Source organism: Streptomyces sp. CNQ085 (assembly GCF_022614595.1).
Taxonomy (GTDB): Bacteria; Actinomycetota; Actinomycetes; order Streptomycetales; family Streptomycetaceae; genus Streptomyces.
The window spans coordinates 38,741-53,922 of record NZ_JAJFAU010000013.1 but is presented as its reverse complement, the minus strand read 5'-3'; the positions used below and the strand labels follow the sequence as shown (position 1 = coordinate 53,922).

Sequence of the window (15,182 nt, the reverse complement as noted above, 5' to 3'; positions counted from 1 at the left end):
CCGGTGATCACGCCACGGCCGACCACGCCCGTCCACCCGCGGCAACAAGGGCTCTATCCGCTCCCACGCCGCGTCCGTCAACTCACCTCGACCTGCCACAAGATCAATTATCAGACAGGTCCTAGTCCTGTCTCGCCCTGCATCAGATCAAAGAGATGTATACCTTCTGGGTCTCACCGGAGTCTGACAGACAGGGGATCGGCTCGACCTTCTTCCGGTTGACCGCACGGCCGTTGCGCCGCAGCGCGGCGTGCACACGTGGAGCGCCGTACGCGCCGCGCGAGGTGCCGTGGATCTCCCGTATCTCCTCGGCGAGTTCGTCCTCGGCACGTCGGCGCTCGGCGGCGGCGGGGCGTGTCGCGAGCCAGGAGTAGTAGGTGGAGCGGTTCACGCCCGCGACCCGGCACAGCAGGCTGACGCTGTAGCCGCCGGGGTTGTCCTCGGCGGCCTTCTCCGCGTCGATGAAGCGGCACAGCATGCCTACTTCATCGTCTCCTTCGCGGAGAAGGCCAGACCTTTTTTTCAAGATCTCGATGGTCTGCTGCTGTTCCCGGTTCTCCCGCCGCAGCCGCCGCAGCCGCCGCAGTTCTTCCTTCTCGTCGCTGCTCAGCACACCCGCGGGGCCCTCGCCCCGGTCGGCCTTGGCCTGCTTGACCCAGCCGCGCAGACCCTCGGGGCTCACGCCGAGGCCCCGGGCGACCTCGGTGACGGTCTTGTCGGAAGCCAGCGCCAGCTCCACGGCGTCGCGCTTGAACTCGGCGGTGTACCGCTTGCTGAAGTTGCCCTTGCTACTCACTACCTGGACTGCTTCCTCCGGGACTCATCCGTCCCAGTATCAGGCTGTCCAGATCAATGGTGGAACTTCACAGCTCAGCGTGACCCGCCGCTACGTGCACGCCACGACTCCGCTCACCCAGGAGGCCGTACGGCGCATGGGGGACGCTCTCTGGCCGCAGACTGAGACCAGAACTGAGACCAGCCCCACCAAGGCGGCCCGCGCCCGGCGCCGCATCCGCTGAACGACGAAGGACCAGCTAGGAACTTTCCCAGCTGGTCCTTCGGAGTGAGCCGCCTAAGGGAATCGAACCCTTGACCTACGCATTACGAGTGCGTCGCTCTGGCCGACTGAGCTAAGGCGGCGATGTGCGCGGCGAACCGCAGCGCGCCCAAGTCTACACAGTGTCCGAGGGTGCCCCGCACCGGATCCGGTGCGGGGCGCGGGCCAGGGAGTCAGGGAGTCAGGAGCACTTCTTGCCGTCGGCGGGGACCTTCCCCTGCAGCAGGTAGGCGTTGACCGCCGAGTCGACGCAGTCGCTGCCGCGCACGTACGCCGTGTGGCCGTCGCCCTCGTAGGTCAGCAGGGTCGCCGAGGAGAGCTGCCCGGCCAGGCCCTGGGACCACTTGTACGGGGTCGCCGGGTCGCGGGTGGTGCCGACGACCAGGATCGGGGCGGCCCCCTCGGCCTCGATGCGGCGGGGCTCGCCGGTGGGCGGGTGCTGCCAGTATGCGCAGTTCAGGGCCGTCCAGGCGAAGTTCCGGCCGAAGACGGGAGACGCCTCGCGGAAATCGGGGACGGCCTTCTCCGCCGCGGCCGGGCCGGTGAAGGGTGCGGGCAGGTCCAGGCAGTTCACAGCGGCGTTGGCGTACATGATGTTGCCGTAGCCGCCGTCGGTGCCGCGCTCGTAGTAGTCGTCGGCCATCGACAGCAGCTCCGCGCCATCGCCCTTCTGCGCGGCGGTGAGCGCCGAGCGCAGCTTCGGCCAGTAGTACTCGGTGTACATGGCGTTCAGCACTCCGATCGTGGCCAGCGACTCGGTCAGTTTCCGCGACTCGCCCGTGGCGACCGGCCTGTCGTCCGTCTTCTCGAAGAAGGCGCTCAGGCGCTCGCCCGCCTCCTTGGCGCTCCCGTTGCCCAGGGGGCAGTCGTCGAGCTTGACGCAGTCCTCGGCGAAGGCGGTGAAGGCCGTGTCGAATCCCGCGGTCTGGTCGAGGTTGAGCTGCTCGGAGGTGAGGGAGGGATCCACGGCGCCGTCCAGGACGAGCCGGCCGACGCGGTACGGGAAGAGCCCGGCGTAGGTGGCGCCGAGGTAGGTGCCGTAGGAGGCACCGACGTAGGTCAGCCTGTCGTCGCCGAGCACCTGGCGCAGGACGTCCATGTCTCGGGCCGCCTCGACGGTCGAGACGTGGCCGAGCAGGTCGCCCTCCCGCTTCTCGCAACCCTCGGCGAACTTCTCGAAGGCCGCCGCCAGTTTGTCGATCTCACCTTCGTCGTCGGGGGTGACGTCGGTGCGGACGTAGTCGTCCATCTCCTCGTCGGTCAGGCACTCGACGGGTTCGCTGCGGGCCACACCGCGCGGGTCCATGCCGACGATGTCGTACCGGGCGCGCACCGGGGCCGGGTAGCCGACGCCCGCCGCGAGCTGGACGTAGTCGACGGCGGAGCCGCCCGGGCCGCCCGGGTTGACGTGCAGGGCGCCCAGCCGTCCGCCCGGTCCGGAGGCCTTCTTGCGGGTGACGGCGAGCTTCAGGTCCTTCTCCGCGTCGGGCGCGGCGTAGTCCAGGGGCACCTTGAGTTCGGCGCACTGGAAGCCGGAGACTCCGCACTTCTTCCAGCTCAGCTTCTGCTCGTAGTACGGCTCCAGGTTCGCCGGGATCGGCTCGGGCAGCGGCTGGAGCGGCTTGGCCGTGTTCACCGCGCGGTCGTCCTGGGGAGGTGACGACGAACGGGGGGGCTCGACGCCTCGCTCGGGCTCCGGATCATCCGAACCGGAGCAGCCCGACAGCAACAGCGCGGCCGTCGCGAACGCGACGCCACCGGTACGGAGCAGACGCCTGGTGTCCATGACGTCGGAGCGTATACGGGCCGGGGCCGTCAAACGGTGAGCCGCCGCCGGAGTTCACGGCCGCGGAGGCGGGGGTCAGCCCGCGCGGAGCGCCACCGCCATCGCCTCAACGGCCAGCAGGGGGGCCACATTGCGCTCGATGGCGCGGCGGCACTCCAGTACCGCCTCCATGCGTCGCAGCGTCTGCTCCGGACGGGTGGAGGCGGCGATCCGCTCCACCGCGTCCCGGACGTCCTCGCCCGCGATCGCCACCTGTGAGCCGAGCTGGCGGACCAGCACGTCGCGGTAGAAGGCGGTGAGGTCGAGCAGGGCGAGGTCGAGGGAGTCGCGCTGGGCGCGGGTGGCGCGGCTCTTCTGCCGCTTCTCCAGGTCCTTCATCACTCCCGCCGTGCCGCGCGGCAGCCGGCCGCCCTCGGAGGCGCCGAGAGCCGTTCGCATCTCATCGGTCTCCCTGGCGTCCACCTCCTCGACGGCCTCCTTGGCGTCCTCGACGGCCGCGTCGACCAGTTGCTGGGCGGCCCGGAGCGCGTCGCCGATGTCGTCCATCCGGGTGGGCAGGGCGAGGACGGCGGCGCGGCGCGTACGGGCCCGCGCGTCGGTGGCCAGGCGCCGGGCCCTCTCGACGTGTCCCTGGGTGGCGCGGGCGGCGGCCACCGCCGTCTCCGGTTCGATGCCGTCGCGCCGGATCAGCATGTCGGCGACGGCGTCGACCGGAGGCGTGCGCAGCACCAGATGGCGGCAGCGGGAGCGGATGGTGGGCAGGACGTCGTCGGCCGAGGGCGCGCACAGCAGCCACACCGTGCGGGGGGCGGGCTCCTCCACGGCCTTGAGGAGCGCGTTGGCGGCCTGCTCGGTGAGCCGGTCGGCGGTCTCGTGGACGACCACCTGCCAGCGGCCCCCGGACGGGGAGAGCTGGGCGCGGCGCACCAGGTCGCGGGTGTCGCCGACACCGGTGCTGAGCCCGGACGCGCGGACCACCTCGACATCGGCGTGTGTGCCGATCAGCGCCGTGTGGCAGCCGTCGCAGAAGCCGCAGCCGGGTGCGCCGCCCAGGGCCCGGTCGGGACTGACGCACTGCAGGGCGGCGGCGAAGGCGCGGGCGGCGGTCGCCAGACCGGAGCCCGGGGGGCCGGTGAACAGCCAGGCGTGGGTCATCGCCGAGCCGGAGATCCCGGACGCCTCCGGTGGTGCCGGAGCCTCCGACGGCACTGCCCGGCTTCCCTCCCCGCCGGCGGCCGCCGTGACGTACGCGTCGGCGTCGCGCGCCGCCGCGGTGAGCTGCTCCACGGCCCGGTCCTGCCCGACCAGGTCGTCCCATACGGCCATGTGTCCGCCGCCCTCCCTCCGCGCGCTGATCCGGTCCGTCCGGTGCCGGACGGCGTCCCGGCCATTGTTCCGCACGGTTGCGACAGCCGCGGACCGCCGGCCCTCGTCCGTCAGCCCGTCAGCCCCGGCGTCCGCGCCATCGGCCGTCCTCCTCGTCCTCGGTGAGCTCCTGGTGGGGACCGAGGAGTTCGTCGGCGAGGGTGGGCAGGTCGTCCATCGGCGTCTCCTCCGCCCATTCGGGGCGGCGGCGGGGACGGCCCGCCTCGTCGACCCGCGGCAGCTCCCGGGTGCGCTCCTCCCCGGCCGCGGGCGGGGCGGCCGGGGGCTCGGTCCCGGGCTCGTCCTTGCGCAGCGACCACGACGGCGCCCGCTCCCCGGGCCTCACCCGCGGCGGCGGAGCGGTCTCGTCCGCAGAGGCCGCGGGCGTACCCGCCGGGGGTGTCCGGGGGGCCGGAGGAGCCGAAGGTGCCTGCTGCGGCAGGATGACCGTCTCCTCCGCGTCCGGCGGGACCCTCGGCAGGACGGCGGTCTCGTCGGCCTCGCTCCCGCCGTCTCCGGTGCCGGCACCGGTGTCCGGCGCCTCGTCCTCGCTCAGTGAGTGCCTGCGCCCCGCTTCCGGGGACTCCCGTACCTCCCGGGGCTCCCGCTCCCGGCGGGCCGCTTCCTCCGCCCCCGCGGCCCTGCGTGCCTGCTCGGCGCGGAGGAGGGCCTCCTCGGCCTTGCGCTGCTTCTCCAGCCGGCGCTCCTCGGCCTCGGCCCGCAGCCGGACCTCCTCCTCGGCCAGACGGTGCCTGCGTTCCTCCTCCTGGCGGCGGGCACGCTCCTCGGCCTCGCGACGGGCGCGCTCCTCCTCCGCCCGGCGGCGGGCCTCCTCGGCACGCTGCCGGGCCTCCTCGGCCCTGCGCAGCTCCTCGCGGCGCCGGGCTTCCTCCTCCTCGCGCTTCCTGCGCTCCTCCTCCTCGGCGCGCAGACGCTCCAGACGCTCCTGGCGCTCGCGCTCCAGGCGCTCCTCCTCGGCCCTGCGCGCGGCCTCCTCCTCCGCACGCCTGCGGGCCTCCTCCTCGGCCCTGCGACGCGCCTCGTCACGGGCGGCGATCTCGGCCTCGGACATCGGCAGCACCTGGTCGAGCCGGTGCCGCACCACCGTGGTGACGGCCTCGGGCTCCAGGCCCGCGTCCACCACCAGGTAGCGGGTGGGGTCGGCGGCGGCCAGGGCGAGGAAGCCGGAACGGACCCGCCGGTGGAACTCGGCGGACTCCGACTCCAGCCGGTCGGGCGCCTCGGTGAACCGCTCGCGGGCGGTCTCCGGCGAGATGTCCAGCAGCACGGTCAGATGGGGTACGAGCCCGTCGGTGGCCCACCGGGAGATCCGGGCGACCTCCGTCGGCGACAGATCGCGCCCGGCGCCCTGGTAGGCGACGGAGGAGTCGATGTAGCGGTCGGTGATGACGACCGCGCCGCGCTCCAGGGCGGGACGGACCACCGAGTCCACGTGCTCGGCCCGGTCGGCGGCGTAGAGCAGGGCCTCGGCGCGGTGCGAGAGACCGGCGGAGGAGACGTCCAGCAGGATCGAGCGCAGCCGCTTGCCGATCGGGGTCGCACCCGGCTCGCGGGTGACGACGACCTCATGGCCCTTGGAGCGGATCCACTCGGCCAGCGCCTCCACCTGCGTGGACTTGCCCGCGCCGTCGCCGCCCTCCAGAGCGATGAAGAAGCCGGTGGACGAGGGGGCCTGGGCCGGCTCGGCGCCGCCGAACGCCTCGCGCAGGTCGCGCCGCAGCGGCACGCCCTGCCGGTCGTCGAGGCGGATCAGGACGAGGGCCGCCACCGGCAGCAGCAGCGCGCCGACCAGCATCAGCGTGAAGGCCGCGCCGCCGTGGGCGAAGACGAAGTCGCCGCTGTCGACCCGGTGCGGTCCGATGAGACCCGCCGGCACGGGTGCGGTGACGGCCGCGAGCGCGATGCCGACGTGCACGGACGCGCGCAGGTGGTCGGTCATCCGGGCGCGGCGGGACTCCTCGGTCTCCTCGTCCAGGAGGGTGTGCCCGGTGTTCGCGGCGACTCCGGCGGACAGACCGGCGAGCAGGAGCAGCAGCAGCACGGCGGTGGTGTCGGGGGTCAGCCCGGCCGCGAGCAGGGCCAGGCCGGCCAGTGCGACGGAGAGGGCGAGCAGCCGCCTGCGGGACAGCGCGGGCAGTACGCGCGGAGCCCGGCGGGCGCCCGCGGCGGTGCCGCCGGTCAGCGCCAGGACGAACAGCCCGAACAGGACCGGGCCGCCGCCCAGGTCCACGGCGTGCAGCGCCGCGAGGGCGGCGGCCGCGGCGACGGCGGCGGCCACGCAGGCGCCGGTCAGGACGAGCAGCGGCGCGGCGCCGGTACGGCCCCTGTCCACGGACCCGCGGACGGGCTTGCCGTCCGCACCCTGTTCCGGCCTGCCGGTGCGGGGACGGCGCAGGTCCTCCAGCGGGGAGCGGGGGCGCGGGGTGTCGCCGCCGGGCAGGTGCAGGAAGTGCAGCAGGGCGATCGACGCGGCGAACAGGCCGGCGGCGGCATACGACGCCAGTGCCGCCTGGTGGGTGGTGAACCACTCGATGCCCGCGCCCAGCAGGTTGCCGACCAGGGTGATCGCGACCAGCCCCGCGGCGGCGGCCGGGATGGACAGGAAACCCGTGCGCAGCCACAGGCGGCGCAGCGCGTCGTGGTGGTCCGGCAGGGGGCGCACCGCCGCGCCCTCGGGGGGCGGCGCAGGCAGCAGCGTGGGGGCGGCGCTGTCCTTGGCCACGTTCCGGACGCGTTCGGCGACCCCGGTGAGGAAGACGGTGACCAGCACGAAAGCGAACGCCTGGTCGGGGGTCCAGTCGATCCACAGCGGCGCGACGATCATCAGCGCCAGCCGTACGCCGTCCGCCCCGATCATGGTCCAGCGGCGGTCGAGCACACCGTCGGAGTCGGCGGTGAGGGAGGAGAGCGGGCCCAGCAGCACGGCGCCGAAGAGCAGGGAGGCCAGCAGCCGGACGGCGAGGACGGCGGTGACGGCGAGCGCCACGCCGCGGTAGCCGCCGCCCAGGACCGGAGCGCCGCCCATCGCCGGTACGGCGATGGCCGCCTGGAGGGCCAGCATCACCAGGACCAGCAGGGCGAGGGCGTCACCGATCCCGCCGGCGAGCTGTGCGCCCCACAGCCGACGCAGGGGGGCATGCCTCAGCAGGGCCCGTACGGCGCGCTCGCGGGAGTCCGCGGCCAGGCCGTCGGAGGTGGGGGACACGACCGGTGGCTGCTCTGCACGCGTCATCCGGCCAGCCTATCGGTCGGGGGTGCGGGGGCGGCGACGCGGCCGGAGGAGCGGCCGGGGAGGCTGTTGCGGACGGACACATGCGGAAGGTTCCCGCACGTGCCGTCCGTATGCCCGCCTTTGTGCGCCTACTCCGCGGCGGCCGCCGTCCCGCCTCCGGCGGTCCTCTTCGCCGCGGTCCTCTTCGCCGCGGTCTTCTTGGTCGCCGTCTTCTTCGCCGCCGTCTTCTTCGCCGCCGTCTTCTTCGCCGCCGTCTTCTTCGCCGCCGTCTTCTTCGCCGCCGTCTTCTTCGCCGCGGTCTTCTTCGCCGGCCTCTTGGACCGCTTCTCCGCCAGCAGCTCGTACGCGCGCTCCGGCATGATCGTCTCCACGTCGTCGTCACGGCGCAGTGTGGCGTTGGTCTGACCGTCGGTGACATACGGGCCGAAGCGGCCGTCCTTGACCACCACGGGGCGCTCACTGGCCGGGTCGGTGCCCAGCTCCTTCAGCGGCGGCTTGGCCGCGGCCCGGCCGCGCTGCTTGGGCTGGGCGTAGATCGCCAGCGCCTCGCCCAGGGTGATCGTGAAGATCTGCTCCTCGCTCTGGAGCGAGCGGGAGTCGGTGCCCTTCTTCAGGTACGGGCCGTAGCGGCCGTTCTGCGCGGTGATCTCCTGGCCGCTCTCGGGGTCGGCGCCGACCACGCGCGGCAGGGAGAGCAGTTTCAACGCGTCGTCGAGGGTGACGGTGTCCAGAGACATCGACTTCAGCAGCGAGGCCGTGCGCGGCTTGACGGCGTTCTTGCCCGTCCTGGGCGTGCCCTCAGGCAGCACCTCGGTGACGTACGGCCCGTAGCGGCCGTCCCTGGCCACGACGGGGCGGCCCGTCTCCGGGTCGGTGCCCAGCTCGAACTCACCGCTTGGCTTGGCCAGCAGCTCCCGGGCGTACTCCGCCGTCAGCTCGTCCGGCGGCAGGTCGGCGGGTACGTCGGCGCGGCGGCCGGTCTCGCCCTCGGCGGCCGGCGGCTCCTCAACGTAGGGGCCGTAGCGGCCCACCCGCAGCACGATTCCCTCCCCGACGGGGAAGGAGGAGACGCCCCGGGCGTCGATCGCGCCGAGGTCGGAGACCAGCTCCTTCAGTCCGCCGAGGTGGTCGCCGTCGCCGTTCCCGGCCGCCGCGGCGGCGGCGCCCTCGGCACCCGGCTCGTCGGTGCCGAAGTAGAAGCGGCGCAGCCACGGCACGGCCTCTGCCTCGCCGGCGGCGATGCGGTCGAGGTCGTCCTCCATCTTCGCGGTGAAGTCGTAGTCGACCAGGCGGCCGAAGTGCTTCTCCAGCAGGCCGACGACGGCGAAGGAGAGGAAGGAGGGGACGAGCGCGGTGCCCTTCTTGAAGACGTAGCCGCGGTCGAGGATGGTGCTGATGATCGACGCGTAGGTCGAGGGGCGCCCGATCTCGCGCTCCTCCAGCTCCTTGACCAGGGTGGCCTCGGTGTAGCGGGCCGGGGGCTTGGTGGCGTGGCCGTCCACCGACATCGCGGTGGCGGCCAGCCGGTCGCCCTCGTCGACGCGCGGCAGGCGGCGCTCGCGGTCGTCGAGGTCGGCGCCGGGGTCGTCGGTGCTCTCGACGTAGGCCTTGAGGAAGCCGTGGAAAGTGATGATCTTGCCGGAGGCGCTGAACTCGGCGTCCCGGCCGTCCGTACCGCGGCCGCCGACCTTGACGGTGACGGACTGACCGGTGGCGTCCTTCATCTGGGAGGCTACCGTCCGCTTCCAGATCAGCTCGTACAGCCTGAACCGGTCACCGGTCAGCCCCGTCTCGGCGGGGGTGCGGAAGCGGTCGCCGGAGGGGCGGATCGCCTCGTGGGCCTCCTGCGCGTTCTTGACCTTGCTCGCGTAGGTGCGGGGGCGGTCGGGCAGGTAGTCGGCGCCGTAGAGCTGGGTGACCTGGGCACGGGCGGCCGCGACGGCGGTGTCGGACAGGGTGGTGGAGTCCGTCCGCATGTAGGTGATGAAGCCGTTCTCGTACAGCTTCTGCGCCACCTGCATGGTCACCTTCGCGCCGAAGCCGAGCTTGCGGCTGGCCTCCTGCTGGAGGGTGGTCGTGCGGAAGGGGGCGTACGGCGAGCGGCGGTACGGCTTGGACTCCACCGAGCGGACGGTGAAGTCGGCGCCGTCCAGGGCGGCGGCCAGCGCGCGGGCGGCGGTCTCGTCCAGGTGCAGGACGTTCGCCCGGTCGCCGGAGCCGCCCTTGAGCCGGCCGTCGGGGCCGAAGTCGCGGCCCTGGGCGACGCGGCGGCCGTCCACGGTGCTCAGCCGGGCGGTGAGGGAGGCCGGGCCGGCCGCGTCACCGGCTCCGTGGGCGCCGCCGGTGGCGAAGGTGCCGGTCAGGTCCCAGTACTCGGCGGAGCGGAAGGCGATGCGCTCTCGCTCGCGCTCGACGACCAGGCGGGTGGCGACGGACTGCACGCGGCCCGCCGACAGGCGCGGCATGACCTTCTTCCACAGCACCGGGGAGACCTCGTAGCCGTAGAGCCGGTCGAGGATGCGGCGGGTCTCCTGGGCGTCGACCAGGCGCTGGTTCAGCTCGCGGGTGTTGGAGACGGCGGCCCGGATGGCGTCCTTGGTGATCTCGTTGAAGACCATCCGGCGCACCGGGACCTTGGGCCTGAGCACCTCCTGGAGGTGCCAGGCGATGGCCTCGCCCTCACGGTCCTCATCGGTGGCCAGGAACAGCTCGTCGGACTCCGCCAGGAGCTGCTTGAGCTTCTTGACCTGGTCCTTCTTGTCGCTGTTGACGACGTACAGCGGCTCGAAGTCGTGGTCGACGTTGACGCCGAGCCGGGCCCAGGACTCGCCCTTGTACTTGGCGGGGACCTCAGCCGCTCCGTTCGGCAGGTCGCGGATGTGCCCGACGCTGGCTTCGACCACGTAGCCAGGACCGAGGTAGCCCTTGATCGTCTTGGCCTTGGCCGGCGACTCGACGATCACGAGTCGGCGCCCGCCGTCTGCGGTCTTGCTGGTCGGGGACAACTTCTTCTCGCTCTTCTCCGGTCGGTGGTCCCGCTTCGTCGGGTCGGTCTGCTCTCGGCGTGTTTCACGCTTTCGCGCGGCTGCGCTGCTCTCGCTGCGGAGTGTGACGGTACCTCCCGCCCCCGTGTCAAACGAGAAAAGCCCACAACGCCACTCGAACGGTAACCCGATGAGATAACCATCTCCCGGTGTTCACCGGATCCGCCGTCCGGGTCCCCGCCACCGCGCGCGCCGGAGCGCGGCGCCGGGCCGGCACCCGGGCCATCCGGCGGAGCCTTCACCGCTCGGTCACTCGAACGGTAACCCGGCGGCCGCCATTCCTGCGCCCCGCACCGGCTGGCAAGATGTGACCGTCTGTACGTCCCAGCCACACACCGGGGGAATCCATGTCCGACCCCAATCAGCAGAACCCGTACGGCCCGCCCCAGCAGCCGCAGAACACCCCCTACGCCCAGCAGCCGGGCCAGTCCGGGTACGGCTACCCCCAGCAGCCGGGCCAGTCCGGGTACGGCTACCCCCAGCAGACCCCGCCGCCCGCCGCGGGCGGCTACACCGGCGATCCGAGCGCCCCGTACGGCTACGACCCCTACGGCCGCCCCTACTCCGACAAGTCCAAGGTCGTGGCGGGCGTACTCTCGCTCTTCCTCGGCGGCTTCGGTATCGGGCGCTTCTACACCGGCCACACCGGTCTGGCTCTCGGCCAGCTGTTCACCTGCGGCGGCTGCGGCATCTGGTCGCTGATCGACGGGATCATGCTGCTCACCCAGGACAGCCCCACGGACGCGCAGGGCCGCGTACTGCGGAGTTGAGCACGATGGCCACTGCGACAGGCAGGACGGAAGCGGAGACGGAGAAGACCGGAGGGGTGGGAAGGAGCCGGGGTTCCCGGGTGCTCTCCCGGGCCGTGCGCACTCTCCGCGCCCACCCCGCCGCGCCACCGCTGGGCGCGCTCGCGGCCGGGCTGGCCGGAGCGGCCTACCTGTGGGGGACCGATCCGCACCAGGCCGGACAGTGGCTGCCGCGCTGCCCGTTCAACGCGGTGACCGGGCTGCTGTGCCCGGCGTGCGGCGGCACCCGCATGGCCTACGACCTGATGCACGGCGATGTCGCCACCGCCTTCCAGGACAACGCCCTGCTGCTGACCCTCGGCGTCCCGGCCGCCACGTACCTCGGCGGGCGCTGGCTGGTCGAGGGGCTGCGCGGGCGCCGCTACAGGCCGAAGCTGGGAAGGACCGGCACGGCGGTGGTGCTGGGGACGGCCGTGGTGTGGGCGGTGGTGCGCAACCTGGTCGGCTGAGTCCGGGCAACCGCCTCCGCCCTGCCCCTCTCGCCCGTACTCCCGCCCGTTCTTCCGCCGAAGCCGAGTGGCGAGAGCCGGCCACCGGACGTTTTCGCAGGTAAGTGAAGGCCTGTCGGATCACTGTTCGATCACGACCGCAGATGCGCCGCAACCCTTTGCCGGGCTCCGGGGGTCTGGGATTCTGCCACGGCACGTCTGGCATATGACATCAGCGGCCGCGGCTGTCCCCATCTGAAGCACGAAGGAGCCACCCATGGCGTTCCCCGGCACCGCGCCCAACGGCCGGCCTTACTCCGACAAGTCCAAGATCACCGCTGGTCTGCTGCAGATCTTCCTGGGTGGCCTGGGCATCGGCCGTTTCTACACCGGCCACACCGGTATGGCGATCGCACAGCTGTTGACCTGCGGCGGTCTGGGCTTCTGGTCGCTGATCGACGGAATCCTCTTTCTCACCAGCAACGACCGCACCGACAAGCAGGGCCGCGTGCTGCGCGGCTGAGGAGCGGCCGGTGACCGGACGCCGTAAGGGCGTACATACCCCGGCGGCCCGTACCTCCTGACCTCAGGAGGCCCGGCCGCGCGTACTCTCGGGGGCCGCCGCCGGGCCGGAGGGCTCACAGATGTGTGAACGCCCAGACCCCGGCGGCCAGGAAGGCCGCGCCGAACACCGAGCCGAGCACGGCCGCGGTGACCTGCTCGACCCCCTCGGCCACCGGCTCGCGCAGCCTTACACGTACCGAGGTCCACAGCAGCAGTCCGGCGCCGAACAGGGTGAAGGCCGCTCCGGCGAAGACGGCGGGTCCGCTTTCCATGCGGAGCACGGTGGCACCCGCGGGGATCGCGGCGGCGAACGCCGGGTGAACGCCGTCCGGACAGCCGGGCGAGCTCCGGCCAAACGTCCGGCCCGCCCGTCCCCGCGGCTTCCGTCCCGCCTACTCCTCCCCCACGGGCAGCAGGAAACCCTGCTCGACCAGGAGCCGGATGGATTCCGGGGTACGGTCGCGCAGCCCCACCGGGTCCTCGCCGAGGAGCTGGGCGATGGCGTCGATGATGCGGCCGGCCGGAAGTGATCCGTCGCACACGCCGGCGAAGCCCGCACCGACGGTGTCCACCCTCGTCGCACGCCGCATACCGCGGTTCTGGCGGAGCACCACGTATTCCGGATCGTCCGCGCCGGGCCTGCCGATCTGTTCCTGGGCGACCTCGTCGGCCAGCACGAAGCGGGTGGCGAGCAGAGCCGCGTCGTCCGCGGCGCGCAGGAAGTCCCGGCGCTCGAAGTGGGCGCGCACCTCCCCGCCCAGCGGCTGCTCCACCGGATGCGGCCACTCCTCGGCGGTGACCGACGGGTGCCGCGTACCCGACTTGCGCAGGGTGATCCAGCCGAAGCCGACACCGGTGGTGCCGCCGGCCTCGAACTCCTCCAGCCAGGCGTCGTAGTGCGCGGCGTACACGGCCGGGTCGCCCAGGTGCTCGCCGGCGTCGCGCAGCCACAGCTCGGCGTACTGGGCGGTGTCCTGCACCTCCCGCTGCACGATCCAGGCGTCGCAGCCCTCCGGCACCCAGGAGGCCAGCCGCTCGCGCCAGTCACGGCCCTCGATGTGCCGCCAGTTGGCCAGCAGCTGGCAGTAGCCGCCGTCGGCGAGGTGGGTGGCGGAGCGCTCGACGAGAGTGCGGCACAGGTCGTCGCCGCCCATGCCGCCGTCGCGGTAGGTCAGGCGGGCGCCGTCCGCGGCACGGGGGGAGATGACGAAGGGCGGGTTGGAGACGATCAGGTCATAGGGCGCCTCGCCCTCGACCGGCTCGAAGAGGGAGCCCTCGCGCAGATCGGCCTCGGGCGCGCCGGAGAGGGCGAGGGTGAGCCGGGTCAGACGCAGGGCGCGGGGGTTGAGATCGGTGGCGGTGACGGATTCGGCGTGCGGGGAGGCGTGCAGGGCCTGGACACCGGAGCCGGTGCCCAGGTCCAGGACGCGGGCCACGGGGGTGCGCACGGTGATACCCGCCAGCGTCGTCGAGGCGCCGCCGACGCCGAGGACGAGCCGCGATAGGCCGACCGTGTCCGTACCGGCGCCCTCGGCCGTGCGGATGCCGCCCGCACCGCCGACCGCGCAGCCGAGGTCGGAGACGATCCACCAGTTCAGCCCCTCCGGTCCGGCGTACGGGCGGATGTCCACGGTGGCGGAGACGGCATCGCCGCTTCCGCCCGCGTCCCCCGCTTCGGCGTCGGAGGCGGTGTGGCGGCGCAGCCAGCCGTCGGCGAGGGCGTCGTCGGGGAGCGCCGCGCGGGCACGTTCGCGGGGCACCGGCCGCTGGAGCAGGAACAGCCGCACCAGCGTCTCCAGCCGCCCGCTGCCGCGCGTGGCGCGCAGCGCGGGGACGGTCTCGTTGCGGGCGAGGGCCGCGTAGGCGGGGGCGCCGAGGAGTTCCAGCAGCCCGTCGGGGGTGAAACCGGCGTCGAGGAAGGCGTCGCGCAGTCGGGGGAGGGCGGGTCCGGGGGTGGGGAGGCGGTCACTCACCTCCCCATTGTCACGCGGAGCGCCCCGGCGTATGCGGACCCCCCGTGTCTCCTGTTTCCGGGCTGCTCCCGGCCTGCCCCGCCGGGGCGGCCTGGTCCGCCGACCGGTTTCCCGGCTTTCCCGGCTTTCCGCTACGCCGCCGAGGCGGACGGCGCCGGCGACGGCCTCCTACAGCCCTTCTGGCCCGCTATCGCCTCCTGGAGATCGCCCTGCCGGAGCTCGCTCAGCGCCTTCTCCACCTGGCCGAACTGCTTGGGCAGCTTGTCCATCTCTCCGGCGATCTCCCGCAGTCCGTCGGCGAACTCCGACTGGTCCTCCTCGTTCAGGGCCTCGGCCCGCCCACGGAGGTCGGCGTACGTGGCCGACAGCGCGTCGAGCCGGCTGATCGCGTTCTCCTGGATCCGGGAGCCGTCCTCCAGCGGCGGGACGCCCGCCTTGCGCACGGCGGTGGACAGGGCCTTGTAGGCGGTGGAGAGGTCACCGAAGGCCTCCACGTCGGTCTTCTTGACCTCTTCCGGGGCCTTGTCCCCCTCCGTGATCCGCGCGAGCGCCTGGTTGGCTCCGTCGATGGTCTCGTTCTGCTTCTGCAGCGAGCCGCAGTACTCCTGGGCCCAGCGCTCGGCCTTCTCGTCAACCTCGTCGCCGCACCCGCTCAGGGCGAGCACGAGCACCGCGGTGCCGGACAACGCGGCAGCAAGCTTCTTGTTCACTCCGGATCGATCCCTTCGTGGGTGTTCGGCCCGGAACATACACGCAGAAGGTTCGCCGACCGTGGACCAGTGGGGTGAATAGATCATACTTACAGGCTTGGGTGCCCATTTGCGCTGAACGCATCTCACACCGCCGCCCCGCACATGGCCGGTGGGCGGCGCATCGGTGCGCCGCCCACCGGCCATGTGCGGG

The 15,182-nt window shown here is 72.8% G+C and carries 13 protein-coding genes and 1 tRNA gene; 4 read left to right on the top strand and 10 right to left on the bottom strand.

The genetic code is table 11. The features are described 5' to 3' along the window. Both LJ221_RS23625 and LJ221_RS23620 read right to left on the bottom strand, forming a co-directional pair. Nucleotides 1-99 (bottom strand): transposase (locus LJ221_RS23625; protein ID WP_372516060.1); only part of this gene is annotated, 99 nt, incomplete at its 3' end. Between the two features lie 43 nt (nucleotides 100-142). Beyond that, entirely contained in the window at nucleotides 143-796 is a 654-nt protein-coding gene (locus LJ221_RS23620) for a transposase (protein WP_241713966.1), read from the bottom strand. Nucleotides 797-875: 79 nt separating this feature from the next. Here LJ221_RS23620 and LJ221_RS04695 point away from each other — a divergent pair, with 79 nt between their 5' ends. Beyond that, the gene (locus LJ221_RS04695; RefSeq protein ID WP_241713965.1) at nucleotides 876-1,019 is read left to right on the top strand and encodes a hypothetical protein; all 144 of its coding nucleotides are present in this window, start codon (nucleotides 876-878) and stop codon (nucleotides 1,017-1,019) included. A gap of 47 nt (nucleotides 1,020-1,066) precedes the next feature. Here LJ221_RS04695 and LJ221_RS04690 read toward each other — a convergent pair. The 5 genes from LJ221_RS04690 to topA all read right to left on the bottom strand — a co-directional run bounded on the left by LJ221_RS04690 (nucleotide 1,067) and on the right by topA (nucleotide 10,466). Continuing rightward, nucleotides 1,067-1,140 (bottom strand) — tRNA-Thr (locus LJ221_RS04690). A 98-nt stretch (nucleotides 1,141-1,238) separates the two neighbouring features. Continuing rightward, entirely contained in the window at nucleotides 1,239-2,843 is a 1,605-nt protein-coding gene (locus LJ221_RS04685) for an alpha/beta hydrolase (protein ID WP_241713964.1), read from the bottom strand. A 75-nt stretch (nucleotides 2,844-2,918) separates the two neighbouring features. After that, the gene (locus tag LJ221_RS04680) at nucleotides 2,919-4,169 is read right to left on the bottom strand and encodes a DNA polymerase III subunit delta' (RefSeq protein ID WP_241713963.1); all 1,251 of its coding nucleotides are present in this window, start codon (nucleotides 4,167-4,169) and stop codon (nucleotides 2,919-2,921) included. Between the two features lie 118 nt (nucleotides 4,170-4,287). Then, nucleotides 4,288-7,461 (bottom strand): dTMP kinase, encoded by a 3,174-nt coding sequence (gene tmk, locus LJ221_RS04675; protein ID WP_241713961.1) that lies wholly within the window; start codon nucleotides 7,459-7,461, stop codon nucleotides 4,288-4,290. Nucleotides 7,462-7,589: 128 nt separating this feature from the next. Next, on the bottom strand, nucleotides 7,590-10,466 hold the full coding sequence (gene topA, locus LJ221_RS04670; protein WP_241713959.1) for a type I DNA topoisomerase: 2,877 nt from the start codon (nucleotides 10,464-10,466) through the stop codon (nucleotides 7,590-7,592). A 386-nt stretch (nucleotides 10,467-10,852) separates the two neighbouring features. Here topA and LJ221_RS04665 point away from each other — a divergent pair, with 386 nt between their 5' ends. From LJ221_RS04665 to LJ221_RS04655, 3 genes are all read left to right on the top strand, one after another. Then, nucleotides 10,853-11,275 (top strand): TM2 domain-containing protein, encoded by a 423-nt coding sequence (locus LJ221_RS04665; protein WP_241713957.1) that lies wholly within the window; start codon nucleotides 10,853-10,855, stop codon nucleotides 11,273-11,275. 5 nt (nucleotides 11,276-11,280) lie between these two features. Then, the gene (locus tag LJ221_RS04660; RefSeq protein ID WP_241713955.1) at nucleotides 11,281-11,763 is read left to right on the top strand and encodes a DUF2752 domain-containing protein; all 483 of its coding nucleotides are present in this window, start codon (nucleotides 11,281-11,283) and stop codon (nucleotides 11,761-11,763) included. 256 nt (nucleotides 11,764-12,019) lie between these two features. After that, on the top strand, nucleotides 12,020-12,265 hold the full coding sequence (locus LJ221_RS04655; RefSeq protein ID WP_241713953.1) for a TM2 domain-containing protein: 246 nt from the start codon (nucleotides 12,020-12,022) through the stop codon (nucleotides 12,263-12,265). Nucleotides 12,266-12,380: 115 nt separating this feature from the next. Here LJ221_RS04655 and LJ221_RS04650 read toward each other — a convergent pair whose 3' ends face one another. The 3 genes from LJ221_RS04650 to LJ221_RS04640 form a co-directional block, all read right to left on the bottom strand. Then, nucleotides 12,381-12,578 carry a hypothetical protein gene (locus tag LJ221_RS04650; RefSeq protein ID WP_241713950.1) on the bottom strand — a complete coding sequence of 66 codons (198 nt, stop codon included), beginning with the start codon at nucleotides 12,576-12,578 and terminating at the stop codon, nucleotides 12,381-12,383. A 120-nt stretch (nucleotides 12,579-12,698) separates the two neighbouring features. Further along, complete coding sequence (locus LJ221_RS04645) at nucleotides 12,699-14,279, bottom strand: methyltransferase (RefSeq protein WP_241713948.1); 1,581 nt, start codon at nucleotides 14,277-14,279, stop codon at nucleotides 12,699-12,701. Nucleotides 14,280-14,410: 131 nt separating this feature from the next. Then, on the bottom strand, nucleotides 14,411-14,989 hold the full coding sequence (locus tag LJ221_RS04640; protein WP_241713946.1) for a small secreted protein: 579 nt from the start codon (nucleotides 14,987-14,989) through the stop codon (nucleotides 14,411-14,413). Nucleotides 14,990-15,182: the final 193 nt, after the last annotated feature.